Source organism: Paenibacillus sp. USHLN196 (genome assembly GCF_037144955.1).
Lineage (GTDB): Bacteria > Bacillota > Bacilli > Paenibacillales > Paenibacillaceae > Paenibacillus > Paenibacillus xylanexedens_C.
Genome location: NZ_JBBCYH010000004.1, coordinates 303,709 through 327,749 on the forward strand (window position 1 = coordinate 303,709; position 24,041 = coordinate 327,749).

25 protein-coding genes are annotated in these 24,041 nt (G+C 46.0%); 17 read left to right on the top strand and 8 right to left on the bottom strand.

Features of this window, described 5'->3' with window-relative positions; translation table 11 throughout:
* The first annotated feature begins 315 nt into the window (after positions 1–315).
* Positions 316–618 (top strand): YunC family protein, encoded by a 303-nt coding sequence (locus WFI24_RS11275; protein ID WP_017689545.1) that lies wholly within the window; start codon positions 316–318, stop codon positions 616–618.
* Between the two features lie 108 nt (positions 619–726).
* Here WFI24_RS11275 and mtnA read toward each other — a convergent pair whose 3' ends face one another.
* Positions 727–1,800 carry an S-methyl-5-thioribose-1-phosphate isomerase gene (mtnA, locus tag WFI24_RS11280; RefSeq protein WP_336760781.1) on the bottom strand — a complete coding sequence of 358 codons (1,074 nt, stop codon included), beginning with the start codon at positions 1,798–1,800 and terminating at the stop codon, positions 727–729.
* Between the two features lie 22 nt (positions 1,801–1,822).
* Positions 1,823–3,040, bottom strand: coding sequence for an S-methyl-5-thioribose kinase (gene mtnK / locus WFI24_RS11285; protein WP_336760782.1), 1,218 nt, complete (start codon positions 3,038–3,040; stop codon positions 1,823–1,825).
* A 296-nt stretch (positions 3,041–3,336) separates the two neighbouring features.
* On the opposite strand from mtnK, the gene WFI24_RS11290 reads away from it, so the two are divergent.
* The 9 genes from WFI24_RS11290 to WFI24_RS11330 all read left to right on the top strand — a co-directional run bounded on the left by WFI24_RS11290 (position 3,337) and on the right by WFI24_RS11330 (position 11,382).
* The gene (locus WFI24_RS11290) at positions 3,337–3,798 is read left to right on the top strand and encodes a Dps family protein (RefSeq protein ID WP_145319641.1); all 462 of its coding nucleotides are present in this window, start codon (positions 3,337–3,339) and stop codon (positions 3,796–3,798) included.
* A 123-nt stretch (positions 3,799–3,921) separates the two neighbouring features.
* Positions 3,922–4,497, top strand: a complete 576-nt coding sequence (locus tag WFI24_RS11295) for a DUF1802 family protein (RefSeq protein ID WP_145319637.1) — start codon at positions 3,922–3,924, stop codon at positions 4,495–4,497.
* A 367-nt stretch (positions 4,498–4,864) separates the two neighbouring features.
* A complete protein-coding gene (gene sufC, locus WFI24_RS11300; protein WP_336760785.1) occupies positions 4,865–5,647 on the top strand; it encodes a Fe-S cluster assembly ATPase SufC in 783 nt (260 codons plus the stop codon).
* 25 nt (positions 5,648–5,672) lie between these two features.
* A complete protein-coding gene (gene sufD / locus WFI24_RS11305; RefSeq protein ID WP_336760787.1) occupies positions 5,673–6,977 on the top strand; it encodes a Fe-S cluster assembly protein SufD in 1,305 nt (434 codons plus the stop codon).
* The gene (locus WFI24_RS11310; RefSeq protein WP_336760788.1) at positions 6,974–8,194 is read left to right on the top strand and encodes a cysteine desulfurase; all 1,221 of its coding nucleotides are present in this window, start codon (positions 6,974–6,976) and stop codon (positions 8,192–8,194) included. Before sufD ends, WFI24_RS11310 begins: the two co-directional genes overlap by 4 nt.
* Positions 8,184–8,615: a Fe-S cluster assembly sulfur transfer protein SufU gene (gene sufU, locus WFI24_RS11315; RefSeq protein ID WP_017689537.1), complete on the top strand. Its 432-nt coding sequence runs from the start codon at positions 8,184–8,186 to the stop codon at positions 8,613–8,615. Before WFI24_RS11310 ends, sufU begins: the two co-directional genes overlap by 11 nt.
* 20 nt (positions 8,616–8,635) lie before the next feature.
* Positions 8,636–10,033, top strand: a complete 1,398-nt coding sequence (gene sufB, locus WFI24_RS11320) for a Fe-S cluster assembly protein SufB (RefSeq protein WP_053780522.1) — start codon at positions 8,636–8,638, stop codon at positions 10,031–10,033.
* 339 nt (positions 10,034–10,372) lie between these two features.
* A complete protein-coding gene (locus WFI24_RS11325; RefSeq protein WP_336760793.1) occupies positions 10,373–11,092 on the top strand; it encodes a M23 family metallopeptidase in 720 nt (239 codons plus the stop codon).
* Positions 11,093–11,250: 158 nt separating this feature from the next.
* Positions 11,251–11,382: a YjcZ family sporulation protein gene (locus WFI24_RS11330; RefSeq protein WP_222125181.1), complete on the top strand. Its 132-nt coding sequence runs from the start codon at positions 11,251–11,253 to the stop codon at positions 11,380–11,382.
* A 67-nt stretch (positions 11,383–11,449) separates the two neighbouring features.
* Here the strand turns inward: WFI24_RS11330 and WFI24_RS11335 are convergent, their stop codons facing one another.
* Entirely contained in the window at positions 11,450–12,499 is a 1,050-nt protein-coding gene (locus WFI24_RS11335; protein WP_336760796.1) for an HD-GYP domain-containing protein, read from the bottom strand.
* Positions 12,500–12,622: 123 nt separating this feature from the next.
* Complete coding sequence (locus tag WFI24_RS11340; RefSeq protein WP_336760799.1) at positions 12,623–13,369, bottom strand: molybdenum cofactor biosynthesis protein; 747 nt, start codon at positions 13,367–13,369, stop codon at positions 12,623–12,625.
* A 119-nt stretch (positions 13,370–13,488) separates the two neighbouring features.
* Here WFI24_RS11340 and WFI24_RS11345 point away from each other — a divergent pair, with 119 nt between their 5' ends.
* The 7 genes from WFI24_RS11345 (at position 13,489) to WFI24_RS11375 (ending at position 20,233) form a co-directional block, all read left to right on the top strand.
* Positions 13,489–14,922, top strand: a complete 1,434-nt coding sequence (locus tag WFI24_RS11345) for a bifunctional metallophosphatase/5'-nucleotidase (RefSeq protein WP_336760801.1) — start codon at positions 13,489–13,491, stop codon at positions 14,920–14,922.
* Between the two features lie 67 nt (positions 14,923–14,989).
* A complete protein-coding gene (locus WFI24_RS11350) occupies positions 14,990–16,111 on the top strand; it encodes an HD-GYP domain-containing protein (protein WP_336760803.1) in 1,122 nt (373 codons plus the stop codon).
* 222 nt (positions 16,112–16,333) lie between these two features.
* Positions 16,334–17,470, top strand: a complete 1,137-nt coding sequence (yfkAB, locus tag WFI24_RS11355; protein ID WP_091032604.1) for a radical SAM/CxCxxxxC motif protein YfkAB — start codon at positions 16,334–16,336, stop codon at positions 17,468–17,470.
* Positions 17,471–17,516: 46 nt separating this feature from the next.
* Positions 17,517–18,869: a hemolysin family protein gene (locus WFI24_RS11360; RefSeq protein WP_336760805.1), complete on the top strand. Its 1,353-nt coding sequence runs from the start codon at positions 17,517–17,519 to the stop codon at positions 18,867–18,869.
* A gap of 267 nt (positions 18,870–19,136) precedes the next feature.
* Entirely contained in the window at positions 19,137–19,376 is a 240-nt protein-coding gene (locus WFI24_RS11365; RefSeq protein ID WP_179088483.1) for a spore coat associated protein CotJA, read from the top strand.
* Positions 19,366–19,641 carry a spore coat protein CotJB gene (locus WFI24_RS11370; RefSeq protein WP_336760807.1) on the top strand — a complete coding sequence of 92 codons (276 nt, stop codon included), beginning with the start codon at positions 19,366–19,368 and terminating at the stop codon, positions 19,639–19,641. The genes WFI24_RS11365 and WFI24_RS11370 overlap by 11 nt, the downstream gene beginning before the upstream one ends.
* A gap of 22 nt (positions 19,642–19,663) precedes the next feature.
* Complete coding sequence (locus WFI24_RS11375) at positions 19,664–20,233, top strand: manganese catalase family protein (protein WP_145319609.1); 570 nt, start codon at positions 19,664–19,666, stop codon at positions 20,231–20,233.
* Positions 20,234–20,444: 211 nt separating this feature from the next.
* On the opposite strand, the gene WFI24_RS11380 is transcribed toward WFI24_RS11375, so the two are convergent.
* From WFI24_RS11380 to WFI24_RS11395, 4 genes are all read right to left on the bottom strand, one after another.
* Positions 20,445–21,437, bottom strand: a complete 993-nt coding sequence (locus tag WFI24_RS11380) for a 3-oxoacyl-[acyl-carrier-protein] synthase III C-terminal domain-containing protein (RefSeq protein ID WP_336760810.1) — start codon at positions 21,435–21,437, stop codon at positions 20,445–20,447.
* A 54-nt stretch (positions 21,438–21,491) separates the two neighbouring features.
* Positions 21,492–21,842, bottom strand: coding sequence for a hypothetical protein (locus WFI24_RS11385; RefSeq protein ID WP_336760812.1), 351 nt, complete (start codon positions 21,840–21,842; stop codon positions 21,492–21,494).
* Positions 21,843–22,028: 186 nt separating this feature from the next.
* Positions 22,029–22,397, bottom strand: coding sequence for a carboxymuconolactone decarboxylase family protein (locus WFI24_RS11390; protein WP_017689521.1), 369 nt, complete (start codon positions 22,395–22,397; stop codon positions 22,029–22,031).
* Between the two features lie 12 nt (positions 22,398–22,409).
* A complete protein-coding gene (locus tag WFI24_RS11395) occupies positions 22,410–24,041 on the bottom strand; it encodes a thiamine pyrophosphate-binding protein (RefSeq protein ID WP_336760815.1) in 1,632 nt (543 codons plus the stop codon).

The window sequence follows — 24,041 nt, forward strand, 5'->3', positions numbered from 1 at the left end:
CTATTTGGCAGTTAAATTAAATCCGATCTCCTAAACTTGAGAAGCTCATGGAATGTTATCAAAAATGGTTAACTCCGAGATGAACTTTTAGACACTCAAAAATATTGATGATTATTATGAGAGCTACCTCATTTCTGAGGTGGCTTTTTATATTCCGATGAAAGCATATATTTAAGTCTGCGAGGAGAATAACCAATAATGTATTTGAACTATAAGTACCTACATTTTCTCAAACACGGCAGGTGTCCACACGACAATCCAGAATGAGGCATACAATTATCGTGACCTGTGGAAGAGGAGGTGGATCGGGAAATTATGGTGACGATGGAGCCTATTGTAGTTGGAGAGCATGTATTGGTAGGGGTAGAAGTTAAGCTACCCAAAACAACGTTGCTGACCATTAACACATCCAAAGGATATATCATGTGCGGAGCACTCGACGTAGGATTACTTAATGAGAAGCTCGGGGATCGCAAAATTATTGCAGCTCGGGCGGTTGGTGTGCGTACACTGGAGCAATTATTGCATGCACCTATGGAGTCGGTGACAACAGAAGCCGAGGCCATGGGCATTACGGTTGGTATGACAGGTGTAGAGGCATTATTGAAAATGATCTAATGACTAACAAAAGGGCTCCCCTTATGGGAAGCCCTTCTTTAGCAACTTAATATAGAGTCTGGCAAGTCGTAGCCACTAACTCTATACATGAACTCTTCTTTAATTAAGTTAAGCTTCTTCTTTCGCGAACAAGGCAGCCAGGTTTTCCTTGAAAGGTGCTCGAACAACGCCTTTCTCCGTAATGATAGCTGTTACATATTCGTTAGGCGTTACGTCAAATGCTGGATTGAATACTTTAACACCTTGTGGTGCTGTACGCTTACCAAATCCTTCGGTCACTTCCTCGGCAGCGCGTTCCTCAATTGGAATCAGGTCTCCGGATGGAGTGGACAAGTCGATGGTTGACAATGGGCTCGCTACATAGAACGGAATGTTGTGAGCTTTGGCAAGCACCGCCACACTGTAGGTTCCGATTTTGTTGGCTACATCACCATTTGCAGCAACACGGTCTGTTCCGACAATAACGGCTTGAATCCAACCTTTGGACATCACCATTCCTGCCATGTTATCACAGAGCAGCGTAACGTCGATGCCGGCCTGCTGTAACTCAAACGCCGTCAGGCGTGCACCCTGAAGTACGGGACGAGTCTCGTCTGCAAATACTTTCAGGTGAATACCGCGTTCCTGTGCGAGATACATTGGAGCGGTTGCCGTACCGTATTTCGCTGTTGCCAGTCCTCCTGCATTACAGTGGGTGAGTACACCCATACCATCTTCGAACAAAGGCAGTGCATTCTCACCGATCATCCGGCATACTTCTTCGTCTTCCTTCTGAATCAACAGAGCTTCTACTTCAAGAGCATCAATGCCCTCTTCCAAGCTCATACCAGATTCAACGACCTCATTTGCTTTTTGCATCATGCGATCCAATGCCCAGAACAGGTTCACCGCTGTTGGACGGGAAGTAGCCAGATGAGCACATATGGATTTTACGTGATCCAACCAGCCTTGAATGGTCATTCCATCGTATGATTTGGCACCCAATACGACACCAAATGCAGCAGCGATACCAATCGCCGGAGCACCGCGTACTTTCATGGAGTGAATAGATTCCCATACTTCCTCAGGTGTGTACAATTTCAACATGAGGATCGTTTCAGGCAGCAGACGCTGGTCAAGCATTTCAAGCTTGTCCTTTTTCCAGATCAGAGAGGACAGAGGCTGATATTCAGGGGTTGTCATGGATGTACCTCCGTTCCTTATATTAAACCTTAGTTGTAGAGACAGCTGTAGATACGATATCGAGTACTTCACCGATGGTATTCAAGCGACGATTGTTCTTGATCAATGCTTTACCAATGGACAATGCTTTACGCTGAGCATGCTCACGTTCAGTCGTATTCGAAATGGTATCTATATCGGCCACGTGAGCGAGGCCCACGATACGGCGAACCATTTTGGCACCTGCGAAGCCGATTGAATCTCTGAACAATTGCTGCACATACAGATCCTGGTACCCTGGCGTTTTTGCCATCGGATCAACCAGGTCGTTAGCCCAGAGGCCACGGAAACGGGATTCGAACTCAGTCCATACATCACGAACCATATTCAGCAAAAGCGTTTCACGCTTACGCAGAGCCGTCTCCTCTTGAATCCATCCTGGCAGGGAGGCGTAGTTTAATAGCAGGTTGGCAAGTACTGCACCGACATCGAATCCCATGGGGCCATAATACGCAAATTCGGGATCAATAACCTTGGTTGATTCCGGTGTAACAAAAATACTGCCTGTATGCAGATCTCCATGAAGCAGTGCCTGCCCATGTGTCAGGAATTTTTCCCGCAGCAAAGCCACTTCAAGGTGAAGCTCTCCATCGGAACGAAGCGCTTCAGCTTCATCTTCAATGGAAACATCATAATTATTTTTCTCGGCGATCCGATAGGGTTCATCAAAAATCAGATCTTCCGTTATTTTGCATTGGTCCGGATTAATGAATCTGCCCTGTTGTTCCTTCTTCAATTGCTGATCCATGCCCAAGTCGGATGTGAAGAACAACGTTCTTGCCATGAATTCCCCAATATGCTGTGCAAAAAGAGGATAGGTAACACCTTCAATCAAGCCTTTGCGCATGATCACATGATCACTCAGATCTTCCATAACCGTTAACGCGAGATCATCATCATAATGATACACTTCGGGTACCATACCTGGACACAGACGATACTCTTCCTGCAGAATTTCACGTTCAATGCGGGCACGTACCAGAGAGAGTGGCCATGATTCTCCAACCACTTTCGCATAAGGAAGCGCCTGTTTGATAATGATACTTTTATCGGAGTTCTGATCCGTAATGTGGAATACCAAATTCAGATTGCCGTCGCCGATCTCGTGACAATCCAGATTCGCATCTGCCGCAAACGGACCCGGTAATGTTTTGGCCAGTTCAATTGCATCCTGGGGGGTAAAAGGGCGATATTCGGACAAAGGTGCCACCTCCATATATATGAAGAAACAGGAAAACCCACTTCTTTGCTTGGTATATGTCAGTATATCGGAAATAGCGCGCTTTTTGAACTTTTTTTTGAGACAAGCTAAGCCGATCCTGATTCGAACTTCCTGTGCAAGGGTAAAAACAAATAGGCTGGACGGTTGAGAGAAACGCCGTTAACAAGCCTCTCCGCTACCATGCGGTGACGTATTATTAACTCTCTGTTATGCATTGCAGGCCAAACTGTTTACCAAGCATGACAGACTAATTTTAAATAAAGGATGGGATTATTATGGCTACAAAAAACAAAACAGATCAAGCGAAATCGGTGGAACAAGTACTTAATCGTCAGGTAGCTAACCTGAACGTATTGTATGTCAAAATCCATAACTATCACTGGTACGTTAAAGGACCTAACTTCTTCACGTTGCATGTGAAATTCGAAGAATTCTACAATGAAGTTACAGTGCAAATGGATGAAATCGCTGAGCGTATTCTTACGCTGAAAGGTAGCCCTACAGCTACAATGAAAGAGTACCTGGAGCTTTCCTCTATTCAGGAAGCAGCAGGCGGTGAAGACGCGAAGACAATGGTGCAAAACCTGATTGAGGACTTTGCTACACTTTCGAACGAATATCAAGAAGGTATCGAAGTTGCAGATGCAGCTGAAGATCAACCAACATCCGATATGCTCACTGGCTTCAAGGCGGATCTGGAGAAACATATGTGGATGCTTCGCTCTTTCCTGGGTTAATATATCCACGACATAAGTCTAATGCAACTAGGTTTCTAATGTAAGCTTTCTGATCCGGATCATGTTGTCAGAAACGCCTTGAGCGTCTATACTGCTGACAAGAACGATAGGAGGGGACCGCTTATGTTAGAACCAACGATTCCGGCTTTAAAAGAATGGGCATCTGCAATTAAAGCACTGGAAACGGGTCGCCAGATTATGGTGATGCGCAAAGGTGGTATTGTGGAGGAAACCCGACATTTTGAGCTGAAAAGTCCGGCATTTTACCTGTATCCGACTTATGAACATCAGCGTAAAGAACTGATTAAGTCCTCGGATCAATCCTATGTTGAAGAATCATTGGCCGAATGGGTGCCCGAAGCTTCGACAATCCGCATTACGGCATATGCCGAAGTAACGCAGGATCTGGAGATACGAGATCAGGAGATGCTGGATCGACTTCTTGACTTTCATATGTGGACAGCGGATTTTGCCGAAGACCGTTTGAAATGGAAACGGAAGGATCCGCTCCATGTATTGATTCTACGTGTGTACCTTTTGAAGGAACCGATGGAGATCCCAGTACTACCTGAATATAATGGTTGCCGTTCCTGGATTTCCATTCCGAATGGTCCGGTGCCGCGCGAAATGACGCCGGTGGTGGACGTTGCGGATTTTGACGAACAGGTACAGAAGATTAACGAAATGCTCAAAATGTAATGTTATTAACGGAAGGACTTGTCCATGATATGGATAAGTCCTTTTTAATTAGCGTAGAAGAATCAGATAAAAGGTTTGTTTACCGTGATTTTTCTCACTGTCTATCTCTGCTGAAGATGTTTTCTCATTTGATTCAATTAGGCATTTATTATAGAATCAAATAGAATAATGTTTCCTGCAAGGAACAGGGACTCTTAGGAAATGACTTGATTATCATTGAGAATCAGTTTAGAATTATTCTAAAGTGTTCTTCCTATACAGAATCAAGTACAGGAGAAATTCAGGGGAAGCCCTGTTCAGATATAATAGGCGCTTTTTCGTTTTCGACAGCAAACATCAAATTAATCAATGGAGGGAAACAATACACATGGCTACGAATTTCGTCATTGAAGGTCTGAAAGCGACGATCGAAGGTAAGGAAATCCTGAAAGGCATTAACCTGGAAATGAAAGGTGGAGAAATCCACGCAATCATGGGGCCGAACGGAACAGGTAAATCAACTCTGGCTTCTGCATTGATGGGCCACCCTAAATATGAAGTAACTGACGGTACAATTACACTGGATGGTGAAGATGTATTGGACATGGCTGTAGATGAGCGCGCACGCGCAGGTCTATTCCTGGCTATGCAATACCCAAGTGAAATTGCGGGTGTTACGAACTCCGACTTCTTGCGTAGTGCGATTAACGCACGTCGCGGCGAAGGTAACGAGATCTCCCTGATCAAGTTCATTCGTCAAATGGAAGGTAAAATGAAAGATCTCGACATGAACCCTGAGTTCGCTCATCGTTACCTGAATGAAGGTTTCTCCGGTGGTGAGAAAAAACGTAACGAGATTCTGCAAATGATGCTGCTTGATCCGAAAATTGTAGTACTTGATGAAATTGACTCCGGTCTGGATATCGATGCTCTGAAAATCGTGGCTGACGGTGTGAACGCTATGAAGAGCGAAGATCGTGGCTTCCTGATCATCACTCACTACCAACGTCTGTTGAACTACATTACGCCTGACTATGTTCACGTAATGATGCAAGGTCGTATCGTGAAATCCGGCGGACCTGAATTGGCTCACCGTCTGGAAGCGGAAGGGTATGACTGGGTAAAGGCAGAGCTGGGAATTACAGACGAAACTGTAGGCCAAGAAGCGTAAAGACAAAACGGAGGAGGATTAATCAATGACTACACAAACAATTCTTCCGGTTGAATCTGAAGCGCTTCGCGCCTTGTCGGAAAGTAACAATGAACCCGGCTGGTTGACCGAACAGCGGCTTGAAGCCCTTAAGCTTGCGAGTGGTCTTGCGCTTCCTAAACTGGAAAAACAAAAAATCGAACGCTGGAATGTCAGCGAGTACGGAACATATAAAACAAGTGAGGCCATTTCTTCTTTAGAAGAAGTACCTGCTTCCATCAAAGATCTGGTTAAAGATCAAGCTGAGGGTAGTCTGGTTATCCAGCGTAATTCCGGAACAGTGTACTCCAAGTTGTCTGCTGATCTGGCGGCAAAAGGAGTTATCTTCACGGATCTGGCTACAGCGGTTCGCGAACATGGTGATCTGGTAAAAACGTATTTGAACACAGCAGTGAAAGCAGATGAGCATTCCCTCGCTGCATTGCATGCAGCACTTTGGAATGGCGGGGTTTTCCTCTATGTTCCGAAGAATGTCGAAATTGAAGTGCCGCTGCAAGCAGTCCTGCTTACGGATGATGCATCTGCAACGTTTGCACCTCACGTGCTTGTGGTTGCTGAAGCTAACAGCTCTGTAACGTATGTGGATAACTATGTATCTGGCGAATTGTCCGCACCTGTTTTCCATAATGGTGTTGTGGAAGTATTCGCAAAAGCTGGTGCTAAAGTACGTTTTGCATCGGTTCATCAACTGAGTGTGAATGTGACTGATGTTTCATTCCGTCGTGCAGTGTTGGAGAATGATGCTTCAATCGAGTGGATTGTTGGTGAAATGAATAACGGCGATACAGCGAGCAACACGATGACCGTGCTCAAAGGCAATGGATCAAGTTCTGATTCCAAAGTCATCGCTGTGGGTTCCGGTTCGCAAAAAATCAACTACACCACAGAAGCTCGTCACTTCGGCAAGAATACGCCAAGTCAGATGATTACACGTGCAGTTATGCGTGAAGAAGCTTCTGCAATCATCAACGGAATCACGAAGATTGAGAAAGGCGCGACCAAAGCCGATGGACAGCAGACAGAGAAAGTGTTGATGTTGAGCCCTAAAGCACGTGGAGACGCTAACCCGATCCTTCTTATTGACGAGGATGATGTAACAGCAGGTCACGCGGCTTCTGTTGGTCAAGTCAATGCCGAGCAGATTCATTACTTGATGTCGCGCGGAATTAACCGTACGGATGCAGAACGCCTGATCATTTATGGCTTCTTGGCTCCGGTGGTGGCGGATATTCCTTTGGAAGCACTGCGTACCCAATTGCAGTCTCTCATTGAACGGAAACTCGGACAATGAACCCGTCCATTCGCGAGCAGTTCCCGATCCTCCACCAGGAAATTAACGGACACCCGCTCGTATATTTAGATAGTGCTGCAACTTCACAGAAGCCTCGTGCTGTGATTGAAGCAGTCAAACATTATTATGAGTATGAGAACTCCAACGTGCATCGCGGTGTTCATACCCTTGGAAGCCGTGCGACCGACGCGTACGAAGGCGCTCGTGAGAAGGTAGCCAAGTTTATCAATGCCCGTCGTACACAGGAGATTATCTTTACCCGCGGGACAACGACAGCCCTGAACCTGGTGGCTTCATCTTATGCCCGCGCCAATTGCAAAGAAGGCGATGAAATTGTTATTACGCAAATGGAGCACCATAGTAATCTGATTCCTTGGCAGCAGGTTGCCAAGGAGACAGGTGCAACATTGAAATACATCCCGCTTCAGCCTGACGGTCACATTGAATTGGCTGATGTCGAGAAGACGATTACGAACAATACTAAAATTGTAGCAATCGCTTATGTATCCAATGTTATGGGTCTAATCCATCCTGTGAAACAAATTGCTGAAATTGCTCACCGCAATGGTGCTGTCATTGTTGTTGATGGCGCACAAAGCACACCTCACATGAAGGTGGACGTTCAGGATCTGGACTGTGATTTCTATGCATTATCCGGTCATAAAATGTGCGGACCAACTGGAATCGGTGCACTCTACGGCAAAAAGGCGCTGCTGGAGTCCATGGAACCTATTGAGTTCGGCGGTGAAATGATCGATGATGTGGGTCTGTACGAATCCAACTGGAAAGAGCTTCCCTGGAAGTTCGAAGGCGGAACCCCAATTATCGCAGGTGCGGTAGGGTTGGGAGCTGCCATTGATTTTCTGGAGCAGATTGGTATGGATGAGATTGCACATCATGAAAGTGTGCTGGCAGCTTATGCAACGGAACGACTGGCTGAAATCGAAGGGTTAACGATCTATGGACCAGCCAAGCGGCATGTGGGTGTCGTTACCTTTAACCTGGGTGATGTTCATCCACATGATGTGGCAACTGTGCTGGATGCGAGTGGCGTAGCCATTCGTGCCGGACACCATTGCTGTCAACCGCTAATGCGCTGGCTTGAAGTTAGCTCAACAGCTCGTGCCAGTTTCTATCTATACAATAACGAACAAGATGTAGATCGGCTTGTCAGCGCCTTAATCCAGACAAAGGAGTATTTTGGCGATGCAACTTGATGATCTGTACCGGCGTGTTATAATGGACCACTACAAAAACCCGCGTAACCGCGGAACATTTGATAATGACGCTGTCACGGTGAATTTGAACAATCCAACGTGCGGCGACCGGATTTCACTACAAATTTTGCTGAAAGACGGAATCGTTCAGGAAGCCAAATATACGGGTGAAGGCTGCTCCATCAGCATGTCCTCGGCATCAATGATGACGGAGGCTGTCAAAGGCAAAACGATGGAACAGGCACTCGATATCGCTAACCGTTTTTCCTCACTGATGAAAGGTGAAGAAGTCGATTTCGACGATTATGAAGATCTCGAAGCCCTATCCGGTGTGAACAAGTTCCCTGCACGCATCAAATGTGCCACTCTGGCCTGGAATGCATTACGCAAAGGGATTGACGAAGAGAACAAAGTACAATAACGATAGGGAGGTAGAGCAAGATGGCTAAAAAAGCACCAGAAATGGAAGAGTACAAATATGGTTTTCGCGATGAGCACAAATCCATCTTTCAAACCGGTAAAGGTCTGACTGCAGAAGTGGTTACCGAGATTTCCCGGATTAAAAACGAACCGGAATGGATGTTGGAATTCCGTTTGAAATCCTTGAAACAATTTGAAAAGATGCCAATGCCGAAATGGGGCGGAGATCTCGACGGATTGGATTTCAATGAAATTCAATACTACGTCCGTGCTTCGGAGAAGCAAGGTAAAACATGGGAGGAAGTTCCTTCCGAAATCAAGGAAACCTTTGATAAATTGGGTATTCCTGAAGCAGAGCAAAAGTTCCTTGCAGGTGTATCGGCTCAGTATGAGTCCGAGGTTGTATACCACAACATGCAAAAGGAATTGGAAGACCAAGGTGTAATCTTCATGGATACGGATACGGCTCTCAGAGAGCATCCGGAAATCCTGCGTGAATATTTTGCAACGGTTATTCCGCCAGCAGATAACAAATTTGCTGCATTGAATAGTGCGGTATGGTCTGGAGGAAGCTTCATCTACGTGCCTAAGGGCGTTAAATGTGAAGTGCCTCTGCAAGCCTACTTCCGGATCAACTCCGAGAATATGGGACAATTCGAGCGTACACTCATCATTGCCGACGAAGACAGCTTCGTTCACTATGTAGAGGGATGTACAGCTCCAATCTACAGCACGAATTCACTGCACAGTGCGGTCGTTGAGATCATTTGTAAGAAAAATGCCCGTGTTCGTTACACAACGATCCAAAACTGGGCACCAAACATCTATAACCTTGTTACAAAACGTGCGGTTGCAGAAGAAAATGCAACGATGGAATGGGTCGATGGTAACATCGGTTCTAAACTGACGATGAAATATCCAGCGGTTGTACTGAAAGGCCGTGGAGCTAAAGGTTCCGTACTCTCCATCGCTGTAGCTGGTAAAAACCAGCATCAGGATGCAGGTGCGAAAATGATCCACTTGGCTCCAGATACAACATCTACGATTGTATCCAAGTCGATTAGTAAACATGGCGGTAAAGTAACGTACCGTGGTTTGGCTTCCTTTGGACGTCAAGCAGAGGGCGCGAAATCCAATATCAAGTGTGATACACTCATTCTCGATAATGAGTCCACATCGGATACAATTCCTTACAATGAAATCATGAATGATAACATCATGCTGGAGCATGAAGCTACAGTATCCAAAGTGTCTGAGGATCAGCTCTTCTACCTGATGAGCCGTGGTCTGACTGATGCAGAAGCTACACAGATGATCATCATGGGCTTCATTGAACCATTCACGAAGGAATTGCCAATGGAATACGCTGTTGAGATGAATAGATTGATCAAATTCGAAATGGAAGGCTCTATTGGTTAATCCAATTCAGCGCTCTTCGAAGCCGTGAAGCAGAACGATGTTGCTGCTATTAAGCTTCAGATCCATTTTCACGGAATCACAAAATCATTGAAGAAAGGTCGAGGGATATTCCTTCGACCTTTTTTTGAATTCCATAGTGTAGTGATGAGCTTGGCGTTTTTCAATTACATAGCTATTATATTTATAGTAGTGTTTTGCACCGCTTGGAATATACGTTGGAGAGACCACAGGGTTTTTCCAATCATATTCTGAGCGGTATTTTTGTGGGATAAAATAAGACTAATAGCACAAGCCATTTCATAGATTTAAGCATTTAATGATAGAAAAGGATGTGAGTGTATGAGCGTTAACCCTTTCGAGGGATATCGAATTACAAGTTCATTCGGCTATCGAATTCATCCCATTCATGGTGGACAGACGTTTCATCGCGGAATTGACCTCGTGACAGAGCCCTGGAATGGCCCCGTCTATGCCTTTATGGAAGGTAGGGTACGTTTTGCTTCCGAGGGAGTTACAGGCTCCGGATTCGGCGGTTACGGGCTTACAGTAGCACTTCAGGATCATCGGGGTTATTTGCATTGTTATGCGCACCTTTCACGTATTGCTGTAAGCGTTGGACAGCAGGTGAAGCGAGGCCAGCTTATTGGTAATCAGGGGAGCACAGGTCAGAGTACTGGTCCGCATGTACATTATGAGATCCGGAAAACCAGCGCGCCATCTTACGGATATACTGCCAGCGAAGATGGTGTGACAGAACCGGGAGCATACCTACAGTCAGAATACGGAACTTCGTCCCAAGAAGAGGAGGCCCAGCCGATGACTACGGAGCAGAAAAGAATGTTTGAAGCCATGCAGAAAACGCTCGAGACCCAGGGAGACTGGATTCAGCAACAGAAGCAACTATCCAATATGGATTGTCCTGCATGGGCAAAGCCAGCGCTAGACTATTATCGACCGTTTATAATGAACGATACAGGCAGTTATGAATTTTGGCGATTACTTGTCATCATGTACCGCAAGGAAAACGGTATCCAGGTTCATTCCGATCCTGATATATAGAACACTACGATAAAAAAGGGATTTTAGATGTACTCGAATCTTTAGACAGGATGCGAGACCTGACAGATAACCATTTATCGAATGTTGCCGTTTCGCCCGGTTCATCTGGCGCGGAGCGTCATATGTTAGGGTATACCTGATGAAGAGGAGGCAATCACATGAGCGAAGTAGGATATGGCTGTGGAGGCAACGTAGGCGGCGTAGGTGGATACAATCCATTCACATCGACTGGTGCAATCTTGGTACTGTTCATTCTGTTGGTTATCATCACAAAAGCATTCTACGTTTAATCCAACATGAACGAATCACGATAGACAAAAGGGAAGCTGATTACGGCTTCCCTTTTTATCCTTATGCTTACTGTACATAGATTTCAACAATAGCAATATCTCTTTCCTTCGCTAAATCAATAAAGGCCGTAGAGGTCTGAACGAGTGGCCGGAAATAATCTGCAGGATTATTCATGACAATGAGTCCCGTTTGACCCGTTGTGAGCAGCACTCGTTTACCAATAAAATTCGGCAGCATGTGCTTGATTAATTCTTGTGTTGCTTCACCATTTAGCTGACCGAAGCTTAGGCTGTACAATTCGCACAGAACAGAGATAAGCTCCTGTTTGGTCTGGTACACCCGATTCGTCGTCATCGCGCTGTAAACGTCAGCTACAGCGGTTATACGGGCATATGGATGGATCTCATCGCGACGTAGTCCATGAGGATAACCACTTCCATCCTCGCGCTCATGATGCTGAAGGGCAACGGTAGCGAGAATTTCATCTTGCGTCGATTCTTTAATAATATCGTACCCATAGAACGTGTGTTTCTTCATTTCATCGAACTCTTCCGTGGTCAGTTTACCAGGTTTATGTAACATTTCAGTAGGAATCTTGGACTTGCCGATATCATGGAGATATCCTGCTTTCGCTACCGTTAGACATTCCTCGGGGTTGTAGCCCATCCAGCCGGCGATATAAAAAGCGAGCATTCCGACTTGTAATGAATGGTTGTAGGTATAATCGCTATCCCCGTCCAGCATAAGTAACAAGGAGACAACGTCTTTCTGTTTTTCCAGCTGTCCCGTAAGGGTAATCAAAATCTCATCGACCTGTGTCTCATCAATAAAACCCTTCTCCATCGCTTGTTGAAATAGAGATTCAGTACCTTTGATCGTATCGTTAAACAGATTAGTTAACAGACGGGTTTGATCGGAAGGTATGGTTTGTGCATCAGAGTGTAGGTCGGATGTTGTATGTTCTACATCTGCGTAATCGATTCCATGTTGCAGCAGCTTGGACAGGTCATCTTCACTGAGGGTGGAACCTTTCATCAGCATGTGGAGACCCGAACTGTTGTATACATCATTTTTTAACAGGTCGCCAGGTTTAAGATCAGTAACATGCACTCTCACGTATAAACCACCTTTTCCTCGACTAATATCGACACATATCTTTATAATAACAAGAAAAAAATGGGTTGACAACGACTTATTTACTATTAACCCACTCTATCAAAAAGGTGTAAGGACTCATGGTTAGTTCTCCATAGGGTTCCAGGGTCCTAGTTGATGTCCCTTCCATTCAGACCCATCTTCCCAGATTTCCTTTTTCCAGATCGGGACCGTCTGTTTGAGTCTTTCTATGGCGTAGCGGCTTGCATCATAACAGTCATTGCGATGAGGCGAGGAAACGGCAATGACTACACTAATCTCTGCCACATCGACTTTGCCGATGCGGTGACTGATTGCGCACAGTACACCAGGCCATCGATCGGAGATTTCCGTTCCAATGGCTGCCATCTGTGAAAGAGCCATCGGTACATAGGCCTCGTACTCCAGATGAACGGTACGCTGTTCACCGGTCATTTCACGAGTCGTACCTACAAAAGTAAGAGCTGCGCCGTGATTCGCGGTAATTACGAGCGCCGTTGTAGCTTCCACAGACAAGGCTGATTCGGTAATCAGAAATAACCCATCTTCAGTCCGATGCTCGGGAGAGGTAGAAAGATGCTCCTCATCGGGCATGTTCGTACCATCACCACCGGAGACAGGAGGGATTAACGCCAGTTCGTCTTCTGACCTGAGTATAGTATCGGCAGGAGCGTACTGCTGGTTAACTGCGAGAAAGGAAGTTCTTATCTGAGATGCTGCCTCGGGGTAGGCCAGACTCAGTTTTTCTTTTACATCGGCAGCAGTCGGAGCATCTCCAATGTACTCAAAATCCAGGAGGGATGTATTTAAACGTTCTGCAATGCCTGCAAATAGTTGAATTGTCAATTTCATGATATGACTCACCTCTTTTTGATCTCTAAACCCTTTAAATATATCATAACGACGTGGAAAATGTTATGCTTATCCATTAGAAGAATGAACGTTTATTGAAGAGCGGGGGAGGCGGTGTGATGAGCACCAGGGAGAAGCAAACATTGACGATTCTGCACACCAATGACATCCATAGTCACTTCGGCTCCATGAGCACCATCGCCGCTATGATCAATGAGGAACGTGAACAAGGTGGAGACATCCTTGTACTGGATATCGGTGATCATATGGACCGGATGGCTGTGGAGACAGAAGGAACTTTAGGCACGGCCAATGTCGATGTAATTAACCTGACTGGCTACGATGCCATAACCATCGGGAACAATGAAGGACTAACCTTTACGCCTGATCAGCTTGCCCAGTCCTACGCTGGACTTCTGTGTCCTGTGGTATGTGGCAATGTCGTTGAACAAGCGACCGGTCTTCCGCCAGTGTGGATGAAACCTTCCCTCATCGTGGAGAAAGGTCCATTTCGCATTGGGCTGCTGGGGGCTACTGCGCCATTCACCACGTTCTACGAACTGCTGGGTTGGGATGTTCTGGACCCGTTGGAGACGCTAAGAATTCAGGTTGAAGCATTACGCGCCGAAGTGGATGTGGTGGTTATTCTCTCGCATCTGGGACTCTCTACAGATCGGAGACTGGCGGAGCAGATTGCTGGAATTGATGTTATTCTCGGTGGGCATACCCATCATGTTTTGGAAGAACCATTAGTCATTGGGCAGACCGTGCTGGGCGCAGCCGGCAAATTTGGCCAATGGCTTGGGAAAGTGGTTCTGGAACGAACAAGTTTGGGAGAACCTCTCCAACTGGTAAGTAGTGGATGTGTTGCTGCCAAGAGTATATTACTGGATGATCAGGTCACGCTGGCAATCGCCACGAATCGTACGGAAGCCGAAAGGACACTGGACCAGACCGCAGTGATCACCGACCGATTGTTGCCCATCCAATATGACCGGGAATCTCCTTTTGCATCATTGCTTGCACAAGCTGTCCGTCGATTCACAGGAGCTCAGCTGTCTCTGGTGAACGCGGGTCAGCTTCTTGGAGACCTTCCACAAGGCAAAATTACGAAAGGAATGTTGCATTCCCTATGTCCATCTCCTATAAATGCTTGTACAATATGCTTGAGTGGAAGTCATATTCGTGAAGCACTTGAGCAGTCCTTGTTGGATGAATTCTCAAGTAAATCCATTGTAGGATTTGGTTTTCGTGGTCAAATTCTCGGTACGTTATGTATGGATGGAATGGAAGTTCAATATAATCCGACTGCACCAGCTTATGAGAAAATCCAATCTATCTCCATCAATGGGGAGCCGATGGACGATCAGGGTGAGTATGTCGTTGGAACGCTGGACATGTTTACATTTAACGTAGGGTATCCTTCTTTGGCTCATGGAACCAACACACGCTATCATCTTCCGGAATTCATACGCGATTTGCTGGAACTGGAATTAAAACGACCAGGGGCGCTGGACGACAGCCTGGGAGCCCGTTGGCGTGAAACTAAATAAAGGACTTGCCTTCTGCTGAAGCGGCGGCTAGTGGTAATTACATCTACGGAGCGGGAGAGGATAGGCTGTGCGTTTAGTACATATAAACTTATTGCAGCCTGGCATGAAGCTGGGGAAACGTATTTATAGTGAAGAGGGCCTGGTATTACTTAGTGAGGATGTAGAGCTAACAAGCCGACTGATTGGACGTCTCAAAGATCTCGGGGTTGGTTATGTTTATATCAGAGATGCCGCGACCGAAGATATCATTGTTCCAGATATGTTGCAGGAAGAGACCAGGAGAAAAGCGCTGGTTGAGATCAAGCAGCAATTTCAGAGTATGTCTGGACTGAAAACGAAGAACCGGATTCCTCATTTCGGTAAAGCGCTTAGTGGTGTGATGAATACCATTCTGGAAGACATCGGCAGTCAAAAGGAAGCCATGATTATGCTGATGGACATGAACTCCAGTGATTTTGACCTGTATAATCATTCTCTGAATGTATGTGTGTACACACTGGTTCTTGGTGTCGCTGCGGGTTACACACGCCAGCAATTAATGGAGATTGGTCTGGGTGCCTTGTTGCATGACATTGGCAAAACACAGATTGCAACGGAAATACTTCATAAGCCCTCCAGATTGAGTGACGAGGAATTTAAAATCATTCAGCAGCACACTACATATGGACATCGTATTCTCAAAGACGAACCAGGTATACCGCTTCTATCTGCACATTGTGCATTGCAGCATCATGAACGAATTGATGGCAGTGGATATCCATTTGGCCTGAAGGACAAAGAGATTCATGAATATGCCAAATGGATTGCGCTTGCTGATTCATATGATGCCATGACAACGAATCGGGTGTACAAGCAAGCCTTGCTGCCGCATCAGGCAGTAGAGGTGTTATATACAGGTTCAGGCACGCTTTACGAACAGCGGATGCTGGAGAGATTCAGGGATTGTGTGGCGATCTACCCCGTGGGTCTTTCCGTCACGCTTAGTACAGGAGAAGTTGGGGTGGTCGCAGCAATCCATCCCCGAGTTCCTCAGCGTCCTCTTATCCGAGTCCTTAAGGATGCGGATAAGAGGACGTTATCTTCACCTTACGAAATTAACCTGTCGACAGCACTGTCTGTCATGATCACAGGTGTGGAAGGTGTTGAGGATGTACCTTCATCCGGCCAAAGTGAACGGTTGGAAAGTTGAACAAGCTTGGAAGATGATTAGCGCTCATGTCGCAATATCGGGGCCGTTTTCGTGATTCGGCTCGGAGTTGTTTGAGCGTTTTTTGTCATGTAATGGACAGGGTCTACGTATGCCGGAGCACTCAAAATTGTGCTATGATAAAAGATAACTCCAAAAAGAGAAACACAAGGTATGATGTAAATAAAACTTTTTAGGTTAATAAAAGGAATAAGGTGAGGAACAATGACCATGCTAAACTCAGGATCGGTACAACCGATGCCTTTATCGCCGACGAATGATCCGTGGGATCCGATCGGCTCTCTGCGTACATATGGACGCCATGTGCTGACCAGCGTAGAAATGACGGTGACACATCTGTGCAACATGAGGTGTGAGCACTGCGCTGTGGGAGATATGCTAACGATGCGTGAAGCGCCAGCTCTTCCGCTACCGCTGATGCTGAAACGATTGGATGAAGTCGAGCATCTGCAGACGATTAGTCTAACGGGTGGCGAGCCAAGCTTTAGCCAGAAAACAGTGGATGAGATGATTATCCCACTGCTTAAATATGCCAAGGAACGTGGCATCCGTTCCCAGATTAATTCGAATTTAACGCTGGATATTAGCCGGTACGAGCAACTTTTACCGTATTTGGACGTTATGCATATCTCATTCAACTATCTGAATGCAGATGATTTCCATCAAGTTGGATTTGCGAACAGTGGAAGACCTGTGAAACGTGAAGTAGCGGTGAAAATGTATGAGAAAATGATTGAAAATTCGCGCAAATTGAGTGAAGCAGGCATGTTTATCTCTGCGGAGTCCATGATTAACTTCCGTACGCACGACAAACTGGATGGTATTCACCAATTGATTCGTGAGATGGGCTGTGTCCGTCATGAAGTGCATCCGATGTATAACTCGAACTTTGCTTCGTCGTTGCCTGTGTTATCACTGGACCATATGAGAGCAGCGATTCATCGTTTGCTTGATGTGCGTGACAAGGATATGTGGATGCTCTTCGGTACCCTGCCATTCTTCGCGTGTAGTGCAGCAGAGCAGGATCGGGAACTGATTAATCGACTGTACAGTGAGCCCAATGTGACAGTACGCAATGATCCGGACGGACGCAACCGCGTTAACGTCAACATGTTTACGGGTAATGTATATGTGACGGATTTTGCGGACATCCCGGCATTTGGCAATATTCGAGATCGTAAGCTGGATGATGTGTTCCATGAGTGGTCAGCAGAACATCCGTTGAATCAGACGGTTAACTGCCATTGCGATATCGCTTCCTGTTGCGGGCCAAACCTGCTGGTGGCAGATATGTACTACAAAGGTGTGGATTTCAAATCGAGAAAGGCAATCACACGTTGATATTCCAGGTGCATTCCTGAAATAGATAGAAAAGGGGAGTTTCAACTTGGATATTCATACCGAATTTCATCTTGGACAGCTGGTATTTAATCTGGTCTGTGTCTTTTTGCTCGTATTTTTGAATGGCGTATTTGTTGCAGCGGAATTTTCCCTTGTGAAAGTAAGGCAAACGCGCTTAACTCAATTGCAGAGTGAAGGAAACCGTTTGGCTGGTTATGCACTGAAGGTGAATAGTAAACTGGATTCCTATCTATCGGCAACTCAGTTCGGGATTACATTGACTTCGCTTGGACTCGGGTGGTTGGGAGAACCAGCCATCTCTGAATTGCTCGTTGAGCCTCTCATGTTTAAGCTGGGTGTAGGAGATACAGGGCTGATATCGACCGTGTCCGTCATTATCGGTTTCTGTATCATTACGTTTCTGCATATTGTGCTGGGTGAGCTTGCCCCTAAATCGTTGGCGATTCAAAAAACAGACGGAGTGGCTTTGTTCTTATCTGCACCCTTGCTGTTGTTCTACAAAATCTTCTTCCCGTTCATCTGGGTGCTGAATGTTTCGGCGAATGCTTTGCTACGTCTGGCGGGTATCGAACCTGCCAGTGAAGGGGAAGCTCACTCGGAAGATGAACTTCGTATTCTGATGAAGCAGAGTGCGAAGAGTGGTGTCATCGATAAAGATGAGATCAAACTGATGGATAACATCTTTGATTTCTCCGATATGCTTGCACGTGAAGTGATGCTGCCACGTACAGACATGGATTGTCTGTATACCCATATGTCTTTGGAAGAGAACCTGGAGATTATTAATGCAACCAAACATTCCCGGTATCCTGTCGCAGGAGAAGACAAGGATGAGATTATCGGATTCATACACATCACCGATCTATTGCTGGCTAAACCGGAGCAACAACATGATCTGGCTTCACTTGTTCGTCCAATCTTGAACGTGCCTGAATCGATGGAAATCAGTCATGTGCTGCGTCTGATGCAGAAGAAACATTCTCAGATGACACTGGTGGTTGATGAATATGGTGGCACGGCGGGACTGCTGACTGCCGAAGAGATTCTGGAAGAGATCGTTGGAGATTTGTATGACGAATTTGAGGATGAGCGTCCGCATATGGAACGCAGTGGTGATTCGTTTTCGATTGACGGTCGTTCTCTTATTGAAGAGGTTCATAAGTGGACTGGGGCGATCATTGAGGATGAAGAAGTGGATACCATTGGCGGATGGCTGTTTAAAGAGCTTGGAGGTAGTCCAGCCAAGGGCGAAACTCGGGAGCTGAATGGATACGTCTTTGAAGTGGAGGAGTCCACTCGTTTGCGAATTACCCGGGTTCGAGTGTACAAGCAATCTGTTCCTCAAGACATGAATTCGGAAGAAAAACCAGCAGAATAGATTTTGTTGTAGTGTGATGATGAGTGGGACGAGCAAGTGTGATCATGTTACTCATTTTACGAAATACAGACCTTTGGAAGTGCCGTAAGAGGTGCTTCCAAGGGTCTTTTTTTGGTTGAGAGTGAAGTAGGCATGAGAAATTCCTTACGAAGTTTTGATAAATGGGGATTAACCTGTAGAACTGAAACATATGCATATAGGGACGGGAAGCAATGGTTTGAATTGTATGGGGGATGCATGTAAACATCGTTGAAGGAGGCGTTTCGAGTGAAGGATCCACAGCTTCGAGCCTATGCTCCTTTTGTGGGGCCGTTTGATCCTTGTAAACCGATGGAAATCCGTACGTATCTTGTTCCGCCGCAGTTGTTTATACCGTTCCAGCCCATGGGTTGGCCGCAATACAGTCCGGCAGAAGCGTTAAGACTGGGAACATTATGGCCTGCATTATATAGCCCTTACACATCCAAGAAGTCAAAGGAGAGGAAGGTGGAGGCAGATGGAACCTGAAGCATCGAAAGCCTGTGATGCAAAATACTACGAGTTGCTGGAAGAACTTCAGGCGCTGGACTTCGTGTTAGTAGAACTGAATCTGTACCTGGATACCCATCCGGGTGACTTCCAAAGCATTGAGCAGTACAACAAGTTCAGCCAGGAGCGAATGCGGGTAGCTCATGAGTTTCAACAGCTGTATGGACCGCTGATGAATTTTGGTCACGCCTTCTCGAAATATCCGTGGGAGTGGTCCCAGACACCATGGCCTTGGCAGGTATAAAAGTTAAAGGAGGAGTCGTGGAATGTGGGTCTACGAGAAAAAACTGCAATATCCCGTTCGCGTGAGCAAATGTGACCCTTACATGGCCAAATTACTGATGGAACAGTATGGTGGAGCAGATGGCGAATTGGCGGCAGCCTTACGCTACCTGAATCAACGTTATACTATTCCAGACAAAATTATTGGTCTGTTGAATGATATCGGCACAGAAGAATTTGCTCATCTAGAGATGATTGCAACCATGATCTATAAACTCACCAAAGATGCTACAGTGGAACAACTGGAGCAAGCCGGGCTGGCTGCTCACTACGTTAATCATGATAAGGCCCTTTTTTACAGTAATGCAGCAGGCGTACCGTTTACTGCTACGTATATTCAAGCCAAGGGTGATCCAATTGCGGATCTGTACGAGGACATTGCAGCGGAAGAGAAGGCCCGGGCTACATACCAATGGTTGATCGACATGACGGATGATGTGGATCTGCAGGACAGCCTGAAATTTCTGAGGGAACGGGAGATCGTGCATTCCTTGCGTTTCCGGGAGGCTGTAGAGATCCTGAAAGATGATCGCGAGACGAAGAAGATTTTCTGAACGTTTGGTATAAAAGCAGAAGTCTGGCAGTCCGATAGGACTGCTTTTTGCTTTGAGTTAATTGCTATGAGTTAATAAAGCCAGAAGCAGTGTACGTGGTGGAGTGAGGATTCCGTTCAAATAAAAAGACGATCCTTTTTGAATTAAAATAAAAGGGATCGTCCTGGTTATTATTCTGCTGAATAAAGATATGATGGCGGAAAAGGCTAGCCTAGTATTCTACCACCATGGCAACATTTTGCCACCCGGCTCCAACCGTCCAGAACAACACTTTGTCACCGCGCTGAATCTGACCGCTTGTAACCGCCCGATGCAATGCAATGAATGGACTGCTGGTTGAGGTATATCCGAATTCATCGCCAATGTAGACGGCAATATCATCAGCAAGGCCGACATTCTCGGATACTGCCCGAATATTACTAATGGATAGTTGAGAGAAGCAGGCGGCTTTGATCTCGTCTGGTGTAATTTCGTTGCGTGTTAACAGGGTACGAATGGACTCCGAAGCGGCATCCACGCAGATGGAATCATCGAATGGTATGAATTTCACATGAAAAGCACCCGCATCTACACCCGTTTTGCCCAGTTTCGCTAGGCCTTCTGCAGGAAAGAGCGAATTACCATACACACACGTATCCGTTTGATAGATTGAATCAATGAAACCGACAGCATGTTCATCCCGCTCCACAATAACCGCCGCTGCTGCATCACCGAAGTTAGCGAAGTAGACGGGATCATCCGGACTGGCGTGAGGAGCCACGTAATCTGAGCCGATTATTAATGCACGACGAATGCGAGGATTGCCCAGCATCTGCCGGCTAACCTGTTCGAAAGCTGCTGTCATGCCTGCGCAGTTGGCGTTGCTGTCAATGCAGATCGTATGAGAGGCTCCGTTAATCAGGCGATGGATCATCAAGGAATTCGTAGGAAAGATGTATTCTGGCGTTTGGCTTGCATAAGCAATCAGATCAATATCTGCACCGGTGAGTCCGGTTTTTTCCAGTAGGTTACTGGCTGCCTCAAAGGCCATGCTTAGTGAGTTTTCGTCATCGTTGTCAATTTTATAACGTGTATCACGACCAAGTGCCTTTAACAATCCTCGAATATCTACACCTCTTGCGTCAAAATGTTCAATATAAAAGTCATTGTGCACCTTGGTTGCTGGATGATAGATATCGATATCTACAATACGAATTCCGGCCATCTTCATTCTCCTCTTGAGCGGAAGGGTGAATTTACAGCTTGTCCGCCTGGTTTATTAAGTGGTAACGGTAGAGATGATTTCGAGATTGTCCAGACCGACTGACCGGCCTAGCCGGGACAACTGCATTTTTAGAATCGCGTTGTTCTCGAGGGTCAACACGACTTTTTTGTATTCGTCTTTTTTGAACATCTGAAGGCATCCTTCCAGAAGAGGCACAATCTCCGGAGCAGTAACATTCAACTTTTTGCAATCGATGTTCAGGTTATACTCCTTGGTATTAATAGGAGCGATCGTATCCTGATAGGCCGAGATGGAACGCAAACCGTCTTCTTGAGAGAAAGAACCCTCCAGTTCAATGTTTAACACCTTGTTCGGAACGTCAGTCTTCAGAATGAAATTTCCCATGCTTGATCTCTCTCCTTTAAATGAGTTAAGGCTATCCTGCTAGTGGATACACAGCCCATTGGGCCTCTGCTGAAAGCTTCTAAGATGCGAGCTGTTTCGAAGGATAATTTAACCATATTATAAAGGTAGGAATGTAAAAAGATCAATAAAAAAGTCGAATCATGTATAAAAATGTAGAAAAGTGAATTACTGTATTTCATCCAAGGTGGCAAGCAAAATATTAAACGCACTTATGATCCGCGGAGCACCTACACACGGAGCCAAATGTAGCAATATCCCCTTGAGTTGATCTACAGTTACCCCGACACTCAGAGCCATCGTGTAATGCACGCCTAGTTGTTCATACTGTCCTTGGGTGATCAACGAAGATATGATAGCGACTTCCTTCCATTGATCCGTAATGGTGGTACGCTGAAAAATATCCCCATATGCTGTCCCCATAATAAATTCAGATAATTCGGGAAAATGCTCCTTGATTGGTGCAAGGGCTCTTGCGCCGTACTCACCAGAAAGTTTAGCAAAACGGTCCAGTCCCTGAGCTACATGTTCGCTCATGATATGCTCCTCCTAATTCAAAGTTACGGTGCGGTGTGCCGTAGGTGGAATTTCATCTCGATCAGTCAGAAGCTCAATGACAGTCACCTGATTCAACGTTTGGGCTGTGCTCAGCGCAGATGAGAATTCTTCATGTGTCTCTGCCCGGAAAGCGACAGCTCCCAGAGATTCGGCGAATTTGGCTGCATCCATGGGAACCTCAAATAAGGTGCCATCGATCCTGCCTGTTGTTTTTTCCATTCCTTTGAGAGCCATATCCAGTTGTTTGTTATTGACGACAATGAAGATCACGGCAAGATTGTTGCATACTGCGGTATTAATCTCAGTCCCCAGCATCATGAAACATCCGTCCCCGGTGATACATACGATAGTTTCCTCAGGAGAAGCAGCTTTGGCACCAATGGCCATACCAATGGCATTACCCATGCATGCAAAGTATGCGTCAAATACAAAACTGCCAGGTTTTTTGACTTTATATCGCTGTACCGCATGAAATCCATGGCTGCCATCATCAACAAACAGCTTATGATCGTACGGAAGCAGATCACTCATACTGTCCAGCACAGAAGCCAGAGACAGGTGGGACAGATCTGGTAAAGGGACAGTGTAATCCATGGGGGACGTGGTTCTCTCAGGAGTAGGGAGGTCTTCTAATGTGCCCAGCCAATATTGCATGTTGTCCTTCAAATCACCCGTGATATGTAAGGTTTGAGCGCTCAGAATCTTACCTACAAACGTAGGATCAGCATCAAATTGTATGAGGTGTGCCGGGTGGTTCTCAGGCTTCAGGTTGCAGATGGTCATATCACTTAGACGTGAACCGAGTACAATATACAGATCACTTTGATTCAACATGTCGTCTGCATGTGGGAACCCTCCAACACCACATGGGCCATGATACAGGGGATGGTCCCACGCAATCGATCCTTTTCCACCAGGAGTGGTAATGACGGGAATGTTGAATGTTTCAGCCAAATGAAGCAGTTCATCATGCGCTCTGGCACGACTTACACCTTTACCTGCGATAATTAAGGGATGGCTGGACTGTTGAATTAGAGGAAGAATACGATTCAGGTTAGATATACTAAAAAGAGGTTCCGGTTCGGGAATGATAATCCGGCATTGCGATAACAATTCCGTCTGTACGTCAAAAGGAAGACAGAGGTGAACAGGGCCTTTATTCGGGCCAAGGGCAATGGATAAGGCATGATTCAGTAGGGTGCCGAAGTGATCTCCACGCTCAACGAGTTTGCTGAATAATGTGGCAGGCCGGAACATCTCGGCTAGATCAGCCAGATAGGAAGAGGAATCCTGGCACTGAGGTAGCCCCAGTTCCTGGATGGATTGGTGACCCGTAATAAATAGAACGGGCAGATTATTGGCCTTTGCATGAGCTGCAGCAGTCAGTAGATTGGTCCCTCCTGGCCCAGATGTGGCAAAGGCAACGCCAAGCTTGCCTGTCTGTAATGCATAACCGGCTGCGGCAAAGCCTGAACTTGATTCATGACGCCCTGGAATGAATTCTAATCCGTAATCCACCATCTTCAGCACAGCAGGACAGATGGATTTTCCAATAATACCAAAGACATGAGTAACACCTAGATTTCGTAGACTTTCTGCCAAATAGTCCGCAACTGTTCTCAT